Source organism: Streptomyces coelicoflavus (assembly GCF_045041415.1).
GTDB lineage: Bacteria > Actinomycetota > Actinomycetes > Streptomycetales > Streptomycetaceae > Streptomyces > Streptomyces coelicoflavus.
Map to the genome: position 1 here is coordinate 2,669,625 of NZ_CP108218.1, position 17,021 is coordinate 2,686,645.

The following is a 17,021-nucleotide window of genomic DNA, read 5'->3' on the forward strand; positions in this document are numbered from 1 at the left end:
CGTGCGCGGACGCTCCGCTCCCCTTACGGGGGCGGGGCGTTCGCGCGTGCGGCGGTTCAGGACGCCGTTCCGGAGGGGTTGGAGATGAGGTAGCGCCAGTACCCGTCCGAGCCCCGGCGGGCGATGTCGGTGGCGGTGCCCGCGGTGTGCACGGGGGTACCGTTCGGCCCCGTGCCGTCGTGGACGTAGTCGTTGATCAGCAGCGCCGTGTCCCCCACCACGTACACCTGGCGCAGCGCCACGGTGATCGGGACGCGGGTCCGCACCACCTCGGGGAGCGCGGCGCGCCGCCGTTCCCCCGCGGAGGTCTCGCCGGGCCGCACGACGTGGAGTGCCTCCGGTTCGAAGAGGGCGTCGAGCAACTCGACGTCGCGCGAGTTGAAGGCCGCGGCGAATACGTGCGGCAGGTCGGCCGGTTCGACGGGCAGGCGGTCGGTCGCAGGCTCATTCATGGGGGCAGTAGAACAGCCGGTGCGGCCCGGGGGCAGCGGGCGCCGGCCATCTCTGTCAGCTCCGCGCGGCCGGTGCAATTCCCCGTTTCGGACCTGACAGATGCCGGAACAAACCGTGGCCCGGCCTTTCGGCACGACGACATGATGCAGAACCCACCCGTCTTCCGAAACGTCCGAACCGGCCGACAGGGAGTTTGTCTTGACCACGCTCACGCTTCTCTTCCATTCTCGCAGCGGAAACACCTATCAGCTCGTGGAAAGGGCCGCGAAAACGGCGCTGGACGCGGGCGCCGAGGTCCGTGTCCGCAAGGCACCCGAGCTGCCCTCGCCGATGATCCTGGACCGGAAGGCCTACGACGAGTTGGGGACCGTCACGGCGGACGTCCCGGACGCGGACCTGGACGACCTGCTGTGGGCCGACGCGATCATGATCGGTACTCCGGTCCACTACGGTCTGCCGGCCCCGCAGATCCTGAACTTCATCGACCACACGGGTCCCGTCGCCATACCCGGCAGGCTGATGGACAAGGCGGTGTCCGCCTTCGCCTCCGGCTCCATGCCGCACGCCGGCCAGCAGACGGCGATCCTCGCCCTGCACAACACCTTCTGCCACTGGGGTGCGGTGATCGTGCCCAACGGCTCGGCCGCCGCCGTCCTCCACCGGCCGGGCAACGGCGCCCCGTACGGCACCGGCACGATCTCCCGGCACGAGGCGAACAGCGTCACCGAGGACAACCTCGGCGCCATCGAGTACCAGACGCTGCGCACCCTCCAGGTCGCCGGTGCGCTGGTGCGGGGGCTGCGGCCCGAGCCGGGGATCACCATGGTGAGCGACGAGCGGCTGCGGACCTTCGGCCTGGACATCTGATGCGTCCCGGGGCGCAGGTGCGGGACTCCCCCTGGCCGGAGGGCACCCCGTGCTGGGTGGAGGTGCGGCTGCCCGACCCGGCGGCCGCCTCCGCCTTCTACGGCAAGCTGTTCGGCTGGACCTTCTTCGACCACGGGCCCGCCTACGACCACTACCTGACGGCACGTCTGGAGGACCGGGCCGTCGCCGACATCGGGCCCGAGGAGCCCGGCGGGACGGCGGCGGGCCCCCCGGTCTGGCTCGTCTGCTTCGCCGTGGCCGACGCGGACGCCGCGGCGGCGAGGGTCACCGCGGCGGGCGGCGTCCTCCTGCTGGCGCCGTGCGACGTGGGCACCCACGGCAGGTTCGCCGTCGCCGAGGACCCGGCCGGGTGCCGGTTCGCCGTGTGGCAGGCGTACGCGTATCACGGCGCCGAGGTCATGGGGGTGCCGGGCGCGGTCGTCCGGTACCACTGCGTGAGCCGTGACGTGGGCGCGTCCCTGGCCTTCTGCGCGACCGTGTTCGGACACTCGGTGGGCCGCCGCACCGACACCGGCGGCACGTGGTCCACCCTGGACCTGGACGGCGCTCCGGTGGCCGACGTGGGCCCGGTCGCGGCCGGGCCCGGCGGGACGGCGTCCTCCCGGTGGGAGGTGTCCTTCGGGGTCGAGGACCTCGCCGCGGCCCTGGTCCGGGTCACCGAACTGGGCGGCACCGTGTCCGAGGGGCCGGTACCCGGCCGCCACGGCACCCGCGCCCGGGTCGCGGACCCCCAGGGGACGGCGTTCGACGTGCTCGAGGTCGGAGGGGGCACCGCCGCCGACGCGTGCGCGGCCCCGTGAAAACCCGCGGGCAACTGACAGATTCGGGGCGACCTGACGAACCGGTTCGCCATTGCCTTGGGCGACCCCCGCCGAAGCACCAGGGTGGAGCCGTGTCCGGTCGCCGTGCGAAAGCTGGAGCCAGCCTTGATCAGTGACATGCTTCCGATACCGCTGGAAAAAGCACGACAGCAACCGGACTGGGAGAGCCGCTCCCAGGTGGTGCGCGCCCGGGAGGCCCTGGCTGAGCGCCCCGGGCTGGTCCGGGCCGAGGACGTCCGCACGCTACTGGCCCACCTGGCGCTCGTCAGCGAGGGCGGGGCCGAGGTCGTACAGGCCGGTGACTGCGCCGAGGACCCCACGGAGTGCACGCGGGACCACATCGCCCGGAAGGTGGCGGTGCTCGACCTGCTGGCAGGCGCGATGAAGCTGGCCGGGGGGCGTCCGGTGCTGCGAGTGGGCCGGATGGCCGGCCAGTTCGCGAAGCCGAGGTCCCGGCCGACCGAGCGGGAGGGCGGCGTCGAACTGCCGGTCTACCGCGGGCACCTGGTCAACGGCCCGGCTCCCGACCCCGAGGAACGGCGCGCCGACCCGCTGCGCCTGGTCACCGGGTACATGGCGGCCGCCGAGATGATGAGCCACCTCGGTCGGGCCCGCGTCACGGGTATCGACCAGCCGGTGTGGACCAGCCACGAGGCGCTGGTCCTCGACTACGAGGTGCCCCTGCTGCGCCGCACGCCGGAGGGGGAGCTCCTGCTCTCCTCCACCCACTGGCCCTGGCTCGGGGAGCGCACCCGCCAGGTGGACGGGCCGCACGCGGCGCTGCTCGCCCAGGTGGCCAACCCCGTCGCTGTCAAGGTGGGCCCCTCGACGGAGCCCGCCGACCTGCTGGCGCTGTGCGCCCTGCTGGACTCGGGGCGGCGGCCGGGGCGGCTGACGCTGATCGTGCGCATGGGCGCGGGGACGGTGGCCGAGCGGCTGCCCCCGCTGGTGCGGGCGGTGCGGGCGGCCGGCCATCCGGTGGTGTGGCTGACCGATCCGATGCACGGCAACACGGTGGTCACCCGGCAGGGCCGCAAGACCCGCTTCGTGCGGACCCTGCGGCGCGAGGTCCACGAGTTCCGCTCCGTACTGGCGGAGGCCGGCGCGTTCCCCGGGGGTGTGCATCTGGAGACCACGCCCGACCGGGTCACGGAGTGCGTCCTGGACGAGTCGGAGGCCGACCGGGCGGGCGAGGTCTACACGAGTTTCTGCGACCCCCGTCTCACCGTCGGGCAGGCCCTCGACGTCCTGGACGCCTGGGGCGGGGCCCGGCCGCTCGCGAGAGCGGCCGGGACGGTCGTACCGCAGCAGTCGACAGGAGGATGAGGCGATGACATCGACGTCCGCGACGGAACCGCCCCCGTCGGAACCGGGAAGCGGCCCGGCCCGGGTCGCGCTCGTCACCGGTGCCGCGGGGGGCATCGGCCGGGCGGTGGTGCGCCAGCTGGCCGAGCAGGGCACGGCGGTGGCCGCCGTGGACCGGGACGGCGACGGCCTGCGCGACACCGTCGCCGAGCTGCACCGAGCGGGCCTGGCGGTGACCGCGTACCCCGCCGACGTGACCGACGCCGACGCGGTGGAGGCCCTCGTCGACGCGGTCGAGGAGCAGACGGGTCCGGTGGAGTACCTGGTCAACGCGGCCGGATTGCTGCACGTCGGGGAGGTCGCCGCCACCACCCCGGGCGACTGGGCGGAGATGTTCGCGGTCAACGCGGGCGGGGTGTTCCTGGTCTCCCGCGCCGTGGTGGCGCGGATGGCGCCGCGGGGCCGCGGGGCCCTGGTGACCGTCGCATCGAACGCCGCGGCGACGCCCCGGGCCAGGATGGCCGGGTACGGCGCGTCCAAGGCGGCGGCCACCATGTTCACCAAGTCGCTGGGCCTGGAGGTCGCCCGGTTCGGCATCCGCTGCAACGTCGTGGCCCCCGGGTCGACCGAGACGCCGATGCTGTGGTCGATGTGGCAGGACGACGACGGCCGCGCGCGCACGGTGCGGGGCAACGCCGACGAGTTCCGGGTGGGCATCCCGCTGGGGAAGACGGCCAGCCCCGAGGACGTCGCCGCGGCGGTGCTGTTCCTGCTGTCCGACCGGGCCGGCCACATCACCCTGCACGGCCTCACGGTCGACGGCGGCGCCGCCCTCGGCGTGTGAGCAGGCCCCGCACGGCGCGCGCAGGACCCGAGCGGCACGACCACCGGAGCGGAACGGAGAGGAAACGTCATGTCCGGGATCTCCCACATCCCCGAGTACCCGATGCCCGGTGAGGAGGACCTCCCGGCGAACACCGCGCGCTGGCGGGTGTGCCCCGACCGTGCCGTTCTGCTGGTCCACGACGCGCAGCGCTACTTCCTGCGCCCCTTCGCCGACGCACAGCGGGGCGCCCTCGTCGGCAACATCGGACTGCTGCGCGAGCGGTGCGCGGCCCTGGGCGTGCCGGTCGCCTTCACGGCGCAGCCCGGAGGGATGACGGCCCCGCAGCGCGGCCTGCTGCGGGACTTCTGGGGCGCCGGCATGTCCCTGGACGCTGCCGACCGGGACGTCGTCGACGAGCTGGCACCGCGCCGGGAGGACTGGCGGCTCACCAAGTGGCGCTACAGCGCCTTCTTCCGGACCGGGCTGCTGGCGCGGATGCGCGCCGCCGGCCGGGACCAGCTCGTGGTCTGCGGCGTCTACGCCCACGTCGGGGTCCTGGCGACCGCGGTCGAGGCCTTCTCGCACGACATCGAGACCTTCCTGGTGGCCGACGCGGTCGCCGACTTCTCGGCACGGGAGCACCGGCTCGCCCTTGCCTACGCGGCCGGCCGGTGCGCCGTCGTGGCCACCGCCCGGGGGCTGCCCGCGGTGGGCGGCACGCTCCTCGGCGGGCACGCGCCGGTGCCGGGGGTCGCCTCGTGAGCGCTGGGCGGACGGCCGGTGATCCGGCGCTCGCGCTGCTGGAGAGGGTGCTGGCGCCCGCCCCTCCCCCCTTCGCGCTCCTCTACCGACCGGAGACGGGCGCACCCGGCCGGGTGGACGTGCTCACCGGGCCGGTCGGGACCGTGGACCGGATCGCCGAACTGCCGGTGCCCGACTCGGCGCACGGGCCCGCGGGTGCGGACCTGCTCGCCCTGGTGCCCTACCGGCAGCTCGCCGAGCGCGGCTTCCCGGCCCCCGACGACGGGCGGCCGCTCCTCGCGATGACCGTGCGCGAGCAGGCGGTGCTGGACCGGTCCGAGGTGCTCGGCCGGATCCCGGACGTCCCCGCCCGGCTCGCGAACGAGGGCTTCGACATCGACGACGCGGCGTACGCCCGGCTGGTGCGCCGGGTGCTCGCCGAGGAGATCGGCGCGGGCGCGGGTGCCAACTTCGTCCTCAAGCGGCGCTTCGTCGCGGACATCACCGGCTACACCGCCGCGACGGCCGCCTCCCTCTTCCGGCGGCTGCTGTCCCGGGAGACCGGCGTCCACTGGACGTTCCTGATCCACACCGGGGACCGGACCCTGGTCGGCGCCAGCCCGGAGCGGCACGTGAGCCTGGCGGGGGGCACGGCGGTGATGAACCCGATCAGCGGCACGTACCGCTACCCGGCCGACGGGCCCACGCTCGGCGGGGTGATGGACTTCCTGGCGGACCACAAGGAAACGTACGAGCTCTTCATGGTGGTGGACGAGGAGCTCAAGATGATGTCGCGGTTCTGCGACGGCGGGATCCGGGTGCTGGGGCCGTTTCTCAAGGAGATGGCGCGGCTCGCCCACACCGAGTACGTCATCGAGGGCCGCACCGACCGTGACGTGCGCGAGATCCTGCGCTCCACCCTGTTCGCGCCGACCGTCACCGGCAGCCCGCTGGAGAGCGCCAGCCGGGTGATCAGCCGGTACGAGCCCGAGGGGCGCGGCTACTACAGCGGGGTCGCCGCGCTCGTCGGCCGGGACGGCTCCGGCGGGCGCACCCTGGACTCCGCCATCCTCATCCGCACCGCCGACATCGACGCACGGGGGCGGATGGCGGTCGGGGTGGGCGCCACCCTGGTGCGGGACTCCCACCCGGACGCCGAGGTGGCGGAGTCCCGTGCGAAGGCCACCGCCCTGCTGGACGCCCTGCGGTCCGAGCCGGAGGGCCCGCTGGGCCGGCACCCCTCGGTGCGGTCGGCGTTGCGCGCCAGGAACGCCGACGTCGCCCGCTTCTGGCTGGACGGCCCCGCACCCGGCGAGCGGGAACATCCGGCGCTGGCCGGGCGGCGGGTGCTGGTCGTCGACGCGGAGGACACGTTCACCGCGATGATGGCCCACCAATTGCGCACCTGCGGGCTGGACGTGACGGTGCGCCGGTTCGACGAGCCGTACGCGTTCGCCGAGCACGACCTGGTCGTCATGGGGCCGGGGCCGGGCAGCCCGCTGGACATCGGCGAGGACAGGATCGCCCATCTGCACGCCGCGGTGGACGCGCTGCTGGAGACGCGCCGGCCCTTCCTGGCCGTCTGCCTGAGCCACCAGGTCCTCTGCCACCGCCTGGGGCTGCCGGTGCGGCGCCGGGGCGTCCCGCACCAGGGCGTCCAGAAGGACGTCGAGCTGTTCGGGCGGCGTGAGCGCGTGGGCTTCTACAACAGCTTCGCGGCGTACTGCGCGAACGCGTGCCCGGTCACCGAGGGGGCCGGCCCGGTCGAGGTCGCCCGGAACGCCGCCACCGGGGAGGTGAACGCGCTGCGGGGCCCGCACTTCGCCGGGGTCCAGTTCCACCCCGAGTCGCTGCTCACGCGGGACGGGGTGCGGATCCTCGGGACCCTGCTGGCGGGCGCGCTCGGCGGGGCGGGCCGGCCGGTGCGCACCTGAGACGGCGCGCCGGCCCCGGCCGCAGCGGCGTCACCGCGCGGTCAGCACTACCCTGCGGCCGTGCAGTTGGCCCGACTCCAGCATGCGGTGCGCCTCGCCGGTGGCACTCAGCGGGAGCACCGTCGTCGCCCGGGGCCGCAGCCGTCCGGCGGCGAGCAGTTCGTTGACGCGGGCCGCCGCCTCGGCCAGCTCGCCCACGGAGGCTCCGGTGATGGCGAACCCGACGACGGAGCCGTCGCCGACGTACAGCGGTCCGACGGGCAGTACCGGGGCGGTGTGCAGCCCGGCCAGCAGCACGACGCGGCCCCGCCGGGCCAGCAGGCCGACCGCGGTGGCGAGGTCGTTGGCCCCGGCGGCGTCCGCGTAGACGTCGACGCCCTCGGGGCACAGGCGTGCCAGCCGGCCCTCCGGATCGGCGCCGTCGCGGTCCACCACCGCGACGGCGCCGAGGCCCCGGCAGTAGGCCGCGTCCCGGGCGCGGGCCACGGCCACCACCCGGGCACCCGCCGCGGCCGCGACGACCACCATGGCGGCGCCGACGTTGCCCGCCGCACCGACCACGACCACGGTCTCCCCGGCCCTGAGCCGGCCGTGGACGACCAGCCCCAGGTACGCGGTGGCGGCGGGGTGCAGCACGGTCACGGCCGTACGGGGGTCCACCCCGTCCGGCAGCCGGTAGAGCCGGTCGGACGGTACCGCCACCCGCTCGGCCGCCGCGCCCTGCCGTCCGGCGTGCCCCATGCTGTTGCACCACACCCGGTCGCCCGTCTCGTGACCGGTCACCGCGGCGCCCGTCCCGGCCACCCGGCCGACCAGATCGCGCCCGACGACGAAGGGGAACTCGACCGGCGTCTCCACGGCCCCGGAGCGGATGAAGGTGTCCACGTGGTTGGCGGTGGACGCCTCGACGTCCACAAGCACCTCGTGCGGGCCCGGCCGGGGATCGGGCAGGGTGCCGAACCGGATGGAGTGCGCCGGACCGAAATCGTCGATGTACGCAGCACGCATGCGGAGCATTCTCCCCGAACGTCCGGCACCGGGTGCCGGACTCCCCTTCTGGATGCGGAGTGTGTCAACTCCGCGCCCGGTGGACGCCGCTTGCTCCGGGCGCCGTGCACGCCCGGCCGAACCCGGTGGGCGCTGACTCCGGCTGACCCGTCCTGACCCCGGCACGACGCGGCCGCGGGGGCCGGCGGGTGCTCCCGGCGCGTTCTCCCGAGGACGCACTGTTCCTCGGCCGGGCACTGCCCACATGACCCCGTTCATGACCACCTGACCTCTTGACGACCTTGCGCCGCACGCCCGCCGTGGGTTTGAATCCTTGAAGTTCTTGACCACGGGGGAAATACAGGGTCCGTAGTACGGATTTCGCGTCGAGCGCGGCTGCTTTCCCCATTCCTGCGAGCAATCGACCCAGGTCTGCAAAACAGGGGGAGAAATGCACGCGTACCGAATGCACGCTGCGCGGCTCCGCCCGCCCAGACCGTTCCCGCGCAGGGCCCGACGCGCCGACTCCTGAGTGCGTCAACGCCGCGTCGCCGCCCCGTTGACCCGTACCGGGGCGCACTGACCGCGGGTGTGACTCCCGTGTCTCCCGCGACCCGCGGTGCGCCGGCCGATGTCCGGCGCCCGCGTCGTCCCACACCCGGAACCGATGCCCGGGCCCTCCGGGGCCGGTGTCGGCACAGGCGGTTCCGGTGTCCTTCCGCACTACCGACCGTTCAGACGATCCCGACCGCGTGCGGCCCGGGACCGGACCGCGCACTCACACAAGGAGGCACGGCATGACTCTCGGCAGCGGCGAGTCCGACCGCATCGACGTACTGGACGGCCCGGCCGACCGCTCCGCGCGGGTGGCCGCCGGGCGGGTGGCCCTCGACCGTTCGGTGGCCGAACTCTCCCCCACGGTTTTCACCTCGCTCCCACGCGCCGACCAGCGCCGAAAAGCGCTGATGTATTTACGTGGCCTACTGGGCGCCACCGGGAGAAAATCGGTCCGGAACATAGCGGCATTTCTTGGGGACCAGGTGAACGACCAGGGACTGCACCATTTCATCAACGACTCCACGTGGGAATGGGCGCCGATGCGGGCCGCGCTCGGCCGCCATGTCCTGCGCCGACTGCCACCCCGCGCCTATGTGGTCCGTCCGCTGCTCATCCCGAAGTCCGGCACCCAGTCCGCGGGCGTGACCCGCATGTTCTCCTGGGAGCGGGGCCAGGCCGTGACCGCCCAGCAGGTGACGGGCATATGGGGGACGGCCGCGGGCACCGCGAGTCCCCTCAACTGGCACCTGCACCTGCCGTCCGGCGCTCCGCCCGGCACCGGGCCCGCGACGGACGCCGGGTCCGGGGAGCCCACCGCCGCGGAGGAGGAGATGGTGGGCGCCTTCCTGCAGACGGCGACGGCCCTGGCGCTGCCCCGACGTCCGGTGGTGCTGTGCGCCGAGCACCTGGACGGCATCGAGCTCGCCGCCCGGCTCGGCGCGGCGGGCCTGCCCTACCTGACCAAGATCGCCGGGGACACGTGGCTGCTGCCCCACGACACCTCGTTGCCCGGCTGGGGCGCAAGCCTCCTCCAGTCGGGTCCGCTCGCCCGGATGGCGAGGGCGGGCCGACGCGTCGCCCTGGTCCCGTCCGGCGCGTCGGGCACGCCGGAGCTGGTGGTCACGGTGCGGGTCCGGCTCCCGGCGCTGCGGGACACCGCGGAACGCGCGGCGGCCGGCGGCGACCTCCTGCTGATCGGGGTGAGCCGCGGCCGGTCCCCCTGGTGCGACGAGCTGTGGCTGACCAACATGGCGCACGCGGACCAGGTGGCGCTGATGCAACTGGTCGAGCTGAGCCGCCGGGTGGAGCGGCACGGCGTGCCCCTGGCCGAGCAGGTGGGGATACGGGACTTCGTGGGCCGCTCGTACGCGGGCTGGAACCGGCACGCCACGCTGGCCTCGGTCGCGCACGCCGCCGCCGAACTGGCGGGGCTCCGGCCGGACGTCGACCTCCCCGTGGCCCCGGGGAGGCCCCCTCGAGGACCCGCGGGCCCCCGCTTCACGCGGACCCGGTGTCCCGCCAAGGTCACCCTGTCGCCGACCCGGGCGGTCGCCGGCCGCGGAGGGGCACGGGCGGTGTGAACCGACGTGGCCCCCCTGTCGGACAAGACGGGCAGGGCGGCGCGCAGTTCGCCGCGGGAGCGGTCGCCGCGCGACAGTTCGCGGATCACCAGCCTCGTCCAGTGGCCGTGCCGGGCCGCCGGTGTGATCTCCACCGGGCACTCGGGCGTGGGTGCGGTGACGTCGGCACGCGGATCGTCGGGGAGGCCCGCGGGGTGGCCAACCGTTGGGTGAGTCACGAGGTCGCCTCCCAGCGTGTGGGGCACTTCGATGCTCCCGGCTCGGAAGGATGAATGTCGATCAGGCGAGCTTTGGCCGATCGGCCCGAAGAGGCGCGTGCGGTGTTCGCCGAGCGGTTCAACAGCGGGGACGCCGCCGGGTTGGCGGAAGTTCAACAGCGGGGACGCCGCCGCGTTGGCGGAGGTTCACGAGGACGGGACGGACGGGCCGTACGTGTCGGGGCACTGCCACCATGTCGCCCGGCGGGGTCCGGACGGCCGGTGGCGGTGTGTCATCGACAATTCCTTGGGGACCAGTGCGGAACCGGCAGGTTCGGTGGGTGCCGAGGGCTTCCGAGTTGCTGGGCGGGCCTGTCTCGCAGCAGCCAACGGGGGGGTGACTTCTGGACGGTGTCGAGGCGGCGGGCCGGGTGTGTGCGCTCGAAGGGTCTGGCGCGGCGGGCTGCGTCAGTCCCATTCCCAGGCCAGGCCCACGATGCCGGGACTCGCGTTCTGTTCTGCCAGGTGGGCGCTGTGGTAGCCGTTGAGGGGGAGCTGGGTGACGCCGTGGCGGGGGGCGTTGGCGGCGCGGCGGCCGAAGCGGTAGCAGCGGACCGGGAGGGTCGGCGGGGTGAAGTAGACCTGGAGGAGGTAGTGGCTCACCGGGTAGCGGAAGCCCCGGGTGTACTCGGTGCACTCGCCGCCCGTGCCGTCGGTGACGCGGTAGCGGAAGGGCTGGGTCTCACCCAGGGCGAGGGGCGGTCGAAGACCAGCTCCACGGCGAGGAGGGCGGCTGCCCGGTCGCTGCGGACGCGGCCCAGGCGGCAGTTGTCCAGGGGGTCGACGCGTACGCGGGTGATGTCGCAGCCCGGGTCGCCCTCGTAGAGGGAGACGTAGCGGTCGACGTTGCCCCGGTGTGCCCGGACCAGTTGCTGGATCTCCCGGCAGCACAGTTCGCGTCGCGGGCCGATGCGTACCTGCTCGGACTGGCTCACCGTGTGCAGACGGTCCTCGGTGGGGCAGTCGAGCTGGTCGAGGAGCTGGAGGACGGCTGAGTCCTGCCCGAACAGTTCCTGGTAGCGGCGGGCCGCGCGGGTGTGGGCCGTGGCTCCGCCGTGGGCCGGCTCCAGCAGGCGGACCAGGGCGCCGGGGGTGACGTCCAGGATGTGCTCCAGTGCTCTGACCACCTGCACGGACTCGGTCCTGGCCGGCACCCTCTCCCCGCGCTGCCAGTAGCTGAGGCTGGTCACGCTGACCTGGAGACCCTGCTCGGCCAGGTGGTGCCGGATGCGGTGCAGGGCGAGTCCGCGCCGTCGGACGGCCGTCCGCAGCGCCAGGTGGAAGGGGCCGCTGCGCAGTGCCTCGGCCAGGGCCTCGTCCGGTGAGTCGCCGTGCACCGCGCCGCCGGGGCGCGTATCGGTACGCATCACTCTTCACCTCCGTCGTGCCCGGGCGTGCGTGCCTGGGGTGGATGTTCACACAGCCGGTGGCCGAAGGCATCGGGTCGGACGGGATCGTTCCCCGGTCGTTCCCCGGTCGGTTCGTGGAGTGCCGGGGCAGGGGGCGGCAGGGCTGGGCGGACCGGGCGGGGGCGGGGGCGGGCGCCGTTCGGTGGTGTTCACAGGTGTTCACAACCGGTTCACCGCCCAACCGGCGTGATCTTCAACGACCTTGAACGACCGGGCGTCCGGCCCGATTCTCGACCCACTCCCCCACCCCACAAGGAGGCCGTCCATGCGCTTGTCCCCCTCCCCACGGACACGGAGACGGTGGGCCGTGGCGCTCGCCCTCTCCGCGAGCCTCGGGCTGTTCGCCCCCTCGGCCGCGTCCGCCGCCACCACCGGTTCCGCGGTCGGCGGCGGCACCACCCGCGCCGAGTGGAGCGGCAGCACCGCCCAGGCCGAGTGGACCTGGCGCCGGCTCAACATCTCCATGCAGGCCCAGCAGATGAGCAACTGGTGCTGGGCCGCGGCCGGCGACACCGTCGCGGAGTACTACGGCCGCGACTACTCGCAGAACCAGTTCTGCAACCTCGCCTTCGGCCGGGCCGTCAACGGCTCCTGCCCCAACTGGCAGGCCACGCTCGGCAACGACCAGCGGGCGTTCGACTCGATGGGCATCAACCCGGGCCGCTATGTCGACGGCTACCTGAACTACGACACGATCACCCGGGAGATAGACGCCGACCGGCCGGTGATGTCGCGCATCCAGTGGCAGTCGGGCGGCGGTCACATGCTGACCGTGTACGGCTACGACGTCAGCAGGAACTGGGTGTACTGGGGCGACCCCTGGCCGTCGAGCAACCGCTACAACTGGGCCACCTACAGCTACTACGTCAACAACGGCTCCTTCTTCTGGACCCACTCCCTCTACGGCATCGGAGCGTGAGACCGGCATGCGACCACCTCGTCGACACACCGCCCGCCCGGCCCGACGCCGCGCCGTGCCGCTGATCGTGCTCCCCGGCGTCGCACTGGCCGGGATCGGTCTGGCAGCCACCGCCGTACCCGCCGTCGCCGCCGACCGGGCGGGAGGTTCCGGCACGTCCGTCGTGGCCGGTGCCCCCACCCCGGCCCAACTGGACGGCGCCCACCGGGCCGCCGGGTCCGCGGCCACCCTGCGGGTCCTGGAGACCTTCTTCGCCCGCGACGGCCTCCCGCCGGGCCGGAAGGGGCGGCTCGGCCCCGCCCAGGAGGCCGCGGCCGCCGAGGCCGCCGACCCGCGCCTGGTCGGCGAGACCGTGCCGGTGTACTCGCTCAACCCGGAGTTCGTCACCGCGGCCTCGGCCGGTCGGACGCCGGTGGCCACGATGGAGTTCGCCGCGTCCAAGGCGGTCGACGCCGACGGTGACACCGCCTCGGTGTGGACGGCCCGGGTGTCCGGAAAGTGGCAGGTGGTCAACATCGCCACCGGGAGCGACGAGACCGACTACGCGGCCCGGGCCGACGCCGGCTCGGTGGTCTTCCGCGAGCCCCAGCTGAACGCCTGGTACCGGGTGGCCGACGGGCGGGTCGTCCCGCTGAACGAGGAGGCCCGCACCTCCGTCGGCGCCGGGGGCACCGGCCTGGCGCGCTACCAGCGCCTGGTGCATCAGCGGTACGCCGACAAGATGCCGGGGTCCTCTTACGACGAGGACGGCTACGCCGGCGGGTACGGCACCGGGGCCGGGCGGGCGCGGGTCGCCGCACCGGACGCCCACGCGGACTCGGGGCCGACGGACACCGTGCCGGCCGCCGCCGGGGTGGGGGCGGGTGTCCTCGCCGCCGCCGGCTTGGCCGGTGGGCTGTGGATCCGCCGGCGGCGGCTCGCCGGCAGGTGAGCCGGGCCTGAGTCGACGGCCCCCGACAACTGCTGACGGCCCCCGACGGCGCCCACGGCGGTCGGGGGCCGTCAGCGCGGGGGCTCGGTGATCGCCTCCGCCAGGGGCTTCCGGGCCAGGTCCGGGACCTCGCAGTCGGGGGCCGCGTAGCCGACGGGGAAGAGGATGTAGGGGCGTTCGTTGCCGGGGCGTTCGCAGATCCTGGTGAGGAAGGCCATCGGGTTGGGCGTGTGGGTGAGGGTGCTCAGGCCCATCGCGTGCAGGGCGGTGATGAAGAGGCCGCAGGCGATGCCGACGCTCTCGTTCACGTAGTAGTTCTTGCGCAGCGAGCCGTCCGGCATCGCGGTGCTCTTCTCGGCGAAGCAGACCACGATCCACGGCACGACGTCGAGGAAGCTCTTGTCGGAGTCCGTTTCGAGGCGGGCGAGCGCGGCGCGCCATTCGGGCGGGATGCGGCCGCCCTCGTAGTTCACCCGTTCCTCGTCCTCGGCGGCGACCCGGATGCGGTGCTTGGTCTCGGCGTCGCCGATCACGGCGAACCTCCACGGCTGGAAGTGGGCGCCGGAGGGTGCGGTGTTCGCCGCGGCGATCGCGAGGTCAACGCACTCGCGCGGGACCGGTTCGTCGCTGAAGAAGCGCACACTGCGTCGGCGGTCGACGAAGGAGACGAAGTCCTTTCCTCGTCGGAGCATCTCGGACTCGTCGTAGCGTTCCGGCCGGTACGGGACGAACGGGTGCGTGTGCTGCCTCACGGGCTCACCGGATTCATGGGTCTTCTCGCGGACGGGAGCACTTAGGGTGAGGCACGGTGTGTCGGATAGGCAACAGGGGCTTCGGGCGAGTGCCTATTTGGCAAGAGAAGTCGGTTCCGAGTGCCTTTTGGGTGGCAGATCGGCAGGTCCTACGGTGGTGGCACGGCGCGGGCTCGACCTGCTCGACGGGCGGATGCTGCGGCTGCTCCGGGAGCGTCCGCGGGACGGGCTGCTGGAGGTCGCCCGGCAACTCGGGGTCGCCCGCGGCACGTTGCAGGCGAGGCTCGATCGGCTGGCCGGCGCCGGTGTGGTGACCGGGTACGGGCCGGACGTGGACGTCGCGGCGCTCGGGCACGGGGTGCAGGCGTTCACGACGTTCGAGGTGGACCAGCCGGCCCGTGCGGCCATCGCGGCGCGGCTGCGGACGGTTCCGCAGATCCTCGAGGCCCATGTCGTGACGGGGCCCGGTGACATCTGGTGCCGTATCGCGGGAACGAGCAACCAGCATGTGCAGCAAGTGATCGACCTCGTGCTGGAGGTGCCGGGCGTGCGGCGCAGTACGACGGTCATCGCGCTCAGTGCCGTCGTCCCTTACCGCGTCCAGCCCCTGGTCGACGAGGTGTCCGGTCTCTCGGAGCGGCCTCCGGGCCGACCGTTCGGCTCCCCGGCCCCGTTGTCAGTGGCCGGTGACACCATGCGGCCATGAGCGGCGATTCTCCCACCGGACCCTTCGACTGGCACGACTTCCTCGGGCGTTGGCAGGAGGAGTGGATGCCCCGGCCTGACCATGAGGAGGTCGGCGGGCCCGGGCCCGTCGTCCTGGGGCGGGACGGGGCCGGTGAAGCGGCGATCGTCGCGGCGGAGGAGGGGCTGGGGCGGCGGTTGCCGCCGTCGTACCGGGAGTTCCTGGCCGTGAGCAACGGGTGGTACGTGGACCAGACGGCCGGCGTCTACCAGCTCGGCGGTGTCGCGGAGATCGACTGGTTCGGGGACCCGGACGACCTGACGTCCACGTACGAGGAGTTCCTGGACGACGACCCGTCGCGGGAGGCGGTCCTGCTGGCCGGGATGTGGCGACGGGCGCTTCGGCTCGAGACGGACTCCGACATGACGTACGCGCTGCTCGACCCGGGCGACCTGGACGGAGACGGTGAGTGGGCGCTCTACGTCTACCACGGCTGGGGCGGCGAGTTTCCGCACCGCTACCCGTCGTTCCGGGCGTACATGGAGGCCATGTACCGCGACTTCCACGCCACCCGGGCCGAGCGGTCCGACTTCGTGAACGCGACCACGCGTGAGCAGGACGCCCGGGTGGAGCGGGCGCGGCTGCTGGCCCTGCGGGGGCGGTACGAGGCGGCCGTACCGCTCCTGGAAGAGGCGTCCGAGTTCGGGCGGCCGCACAGTGCCGTCCTGTTGAACCAGATACGCCACTTCCTCGACCCGCACAACTCCCGTGACTACGGCAATCTGGTGGCCGACGCGCACTACCTGCCGGAGGTTCTTCCCGTAGCGGCCCTGGGACCGGCCCAGGAGCTGTGGCGGGTGGGCGGTGACGACCACTGGCTGGGGATGATGGCCGCCCGTGGCGCCGGGCGGGAGGCGGCCGAGGCCGTGCTGGGTGCGCTGCGGGACGGCACCCACCGTTACGCGCCCGCCGGTGCCTGGGGACGGGCCGTCGGCGAGGCTCGGGAGACGGCCCGCTGGGGCGCGGGGGACGCGGCGTGGCGGGTGCTGCGGGACGCGCTCCCGCTGTGGGAGCAGCCCGGGCCGCTGCTGGTCGTTCCGCTCGGGTTGCTCGCCGACCCGGTGCTGGGGCCCCTGGTCACCCCGGAGCGGGGGCGGGAAGTCCTGGCGACACCGCGGGGCGGGCAGCGGGGCGCCGCTCCCGAGCCGGTACCCGATCTCGATCCGCCGGGGCTCGCGTGGCTGGCGGAGCCCGCGCGGTTCGGTACGTCGTTCGGTGGTGGGTACCGCTGTGTCTGGGTCGAGGGGGTGGAGCCCGAGCGGCTGCCCGGGCTGATCGGGGAGGACGGTGCGGTGTTGAGCGCTCCCGTGCGGCCGTACGACGCGGTTCGGCTGGCGCGCAGGCCGCACGAGCGGGAGGACGAGGGCGTGGAGCTGTGGGAGGACCGCGCGGTGGTCGCCGTCGGGCGTGCCGAGGGGGCGTGGGCCTTCGCCTTCGACGGGTACGGCCTGCACCACATGAGTCATCTGTTCCGGTCGCCGGTCACGGACGCCTCCTCGGCCGGGCGGGCCGTGGTGGTGTGGTGCGAGCAGGGGGACGGGACCGCCGGGGACCGGCCGGACGCGTTCCACCTGTCGGTGGCCGAAGGGGGCGTGGAGCTGTACGGGTTCACCCTGTGGGGAGCGGATGTCGAGCGCTTCGGTGCCCTGCCCGAGGCCCTGGATCCGGACCGGCTGTTCCGCCCGGGGGACTGTGGGAAGGAAGGGCAGCTGCGGGCCCTTCGTGCGCTGCACGGCGAGCTCGGGCTCTCGCTGCCCCGCTTCGCGCTCACCCGTGGCCGGCTCGCCACCTTCACCACCCGGTCCTGGACACGGGCGCCCCGCGAGGGCGAAGGGTTCGCCTACCTCCACTTCGGCAGGATGCGGCGGTGACGGGGCGGAACGCCGTGGAGACGCCGGCCGGCCGGGGCGCCGGC

Annotated in this window: 16 protein-coding genes; 11 read left to right on the plus strand and 5 right to left on the minus strand. The window is 73.7% G+C overall.

What is annotated here, in order from left to right:
• Positions 1-56: 56 nt before the first annotated feature.
• Positions 57-452 (minus strand): DUF4440 domain-containing protein, encoded by a 396-nt coding sequence (locus OHA99_RS11610; RefSeq protein WP_153177946.1) that lies wholly within the window; start codon positions 450-452, stop codon positions 57-59.
• A gap of 199 nt (positions 453-651) precedes the next feature.
• On the opposite strand from OHA99_RS11610, the gene OHA99_RS11615 reads away from it, so the two are divergent.
• The 6 genes from OHA99_RS11615 to OHA99_RS11640 all read left to right on the plus strand — a co-directional run bounded on the left by OHA99_RS11615 (position 652) and on the right by OHA99_RS11640 (position 6,968).
• Positions 652-1,320: a flavodoxin family protein gene (locus OHA99_RS11615; RefSeq protein WP_153177947.1), complete on the plus strand. Its 669-nt coding sequence runs from the start codon at positions 652-654 to the stop codon at positions 1,318-1,320.
• On the plus strand, positions 1,320-2,141 hold the full coding sequence (locus OHA99_RS11620; RefSeq protein ID WP_405695632.1) for a VOC family protein: 822 nt from the start codon (positions 1,320-1,322) through the stop codon (positions 2,139-2,141). Before OHA99_RS11615 ends, OHA99_RS11620 begins: the two co-directional genes overlap by 1 nt.
• A gap of 138 nt (positions 2,142-2,279) precedes the next feature.
• Positions 2,280-3,488, plus strand: a complete 1,209-nt coding sequence (locus OHA99_RS11625) for a 3-deoxy-7-phosphoheptulonate synthase (RefSeq protein ID WP_153177949.1) — start codon at positions 2,280-2,282, stop codon at positions 3,486-3,488.
• Between the two features lie 4 nt (positions 3,489-3,492).
• On the plus strand, positions 3,493-4,311 hold the full coding sequence (locus OHA99_RS11630; protein WP_153177950.1) for a 2,3-dihydro-2,3-dihydroxybenzoate dehydrogenase: 819 nt from the start codon (positions 3,493-3,495) through the stop codon (positions 4,309-4,311).
• 69 nt (positions 4,312-4,380) lie between these two features.
• Positions 4,381-5,055 carry an isochorismatase family protein gene (locus OHA99_RS11635; protein ID WP_153177951.1) on the plus strand — a complete coding sequence of 225 codons (675 nt, stop codon included), beginning with the start codon at positions 4,381-4,383 and terminating at the stop codon, positions 5,053-5,055.
• Positions 5,052-6,968, plus strand: coding sequence for an anthranilate synthase family protein (locus tag OHA99_RS11640; protein ID WP_405695636.1), 1,917 nt, complete (start codon positions 5,052-5,054; stop codon positions 6,966-6,968). The genes OHA99_RS11635 and OHA99_RS11640 overlap by 4 nt, the downstream gene beginning before the upstream one ends.
• Positions 6,969-6,998: 30 nt before the next feature.
• On the opposite strand, the gene OHA99_RS11645 is transcribed toward OHA99_RS11640, so the two are convergent.
• Entirely contained in the window at positions 6,999-7,976 is a 978-nt protein-coding gene (locus OHA99_RS11645; protein ID WP_366473186.1) for a zinc-binding dehydrogenase, read from the minus strand.
• A gap of 776 nt (positions 7,977-8,752) precedes the next feature.
• On the opposite strand from OHA99_RS11645, the gene OHA99_RS11650 reads away from it, so the two are divergent.
• Complete coding sequence (locus tag OHA99_RS11650) at positions 8,753-10,093, plus strand: transposase (protein ID WP_153177954.1); 1,341 nt, start codon at positions 8,753-8,755, stop codon at positions 10,091-10,093.
• A 665-nt stretch (positions 10,094-10,758) separates the two neighbouring features.
• Here the strand turns inward: OHA99_RS11650 and OHA99_RS11655 are convergent.
• Together OHA99_RS11655 and OHA99_RS11660 are read right to left on the minus strand one after the other, a co-directional pair.
• Positions 10,759-10,953 (minus strand): hypothetical protein, encoded by a 195-nt coding sequence (locus OHA99_RS11655; protein ID WP_405695638.1) that lies wholly within the window; start codon positions 10,951-10,953, stop codon positions 10,759-10,761.
• The gene (locus OHA99_RS11660) at positions 10,950-11,717 is read right to left on the minus strand and encodes a hypothetical protein (protein ID WP_405695640.1); all 768 of its coding nucleotides are present in this window, start codon (positions 11,715-11,717) and stop codon (positions 10,950-10,952) included. Before OHA99_RS11660 ends, OHA99_RS11655 begins: the two co-directional genes overlap by 4 nt.
• 307 nt (positions 11,718-12,024) lie before the next feature.
• Here OHA99_RS11660 and OHA99_RS11665 point away from each other — a divergent pair, with 307 nt between their 5' ends.
• Positions 12,025-12,678 carry a papain-like cysteine protease family protein gene (locus OHA99_RS11665; protein ID WP_164383240.1) on the plus strand — a complete coding sequence of 218 codons (654 nt, stop codon included), beginning with the start codon at positions 12,025-12,027 and terminating at the stop codon, positions 12,676-12,678.
• Between the two features lie 7 nt (positions 12,679-12,685).
• Positions 12,686-13,609 carry a hypothetical protein gene (locus OHA99_RS11670; protein ID WP_405695642.1) on the plus strand — a complete coding sequence of 308 codons (924 nt, stop codon included), beginning with the start codon at positions 12,686-12,688 and terminating at the stop codon, positions 13,607-13,609.
• 71 nt (positions 13,610-13,680) lie between these two features.
• Here OHA99_RS11670 and OHA99_RS11675 read toward each other — a convergent pair whose 3' ends face one another.
• Positions 13,681-14,361 carry a nitroreductase family protein gene (locus OHA99_RS11675; RefSeq protein ID WP_153177956.1) on the minus strand — a complete coding sequence of 227 codons (681 nt, stop codon included), beginning with the start codon at positions 14,359-14,361 and terminating at the stop codon, positions 13,681-13,683.
• A 157-nt stretch (positions 14,362-14,518) separates the two neighbouring features.
• Here OHA99_RS11675 and OHA99_RS11680 point away from each other — a divergent pair, with 157 nt between their 5' ends.
• Both OHA99_RS11680 and OHA99_RS11685 read left to right on the plus strand, forming a co-directional pair.
• Entirely contained in the window at positions 14,519-15,067 is a 549-nt protein-coding gene (locus OHA99_RS11680) for an Lrp/AsnC family transcriptional regulator (protein ID WP_153181752.1), read from the plus strand.
• Entirely contained in the window at positions 15,064-16,977 is a 1,914-nt protein-coding gene (locus OHA99_RS11685) for an SMI1/KNR4 family protein (protein ID WP_405695644.1), read from the plus strand. Before OHA99_RS11680 ends, OHA99_RS11685 begins: the two co-directional genes overlap by 4 nt.
• Positions 16,978-17,021: the final 44 nt, after the last annotated feature.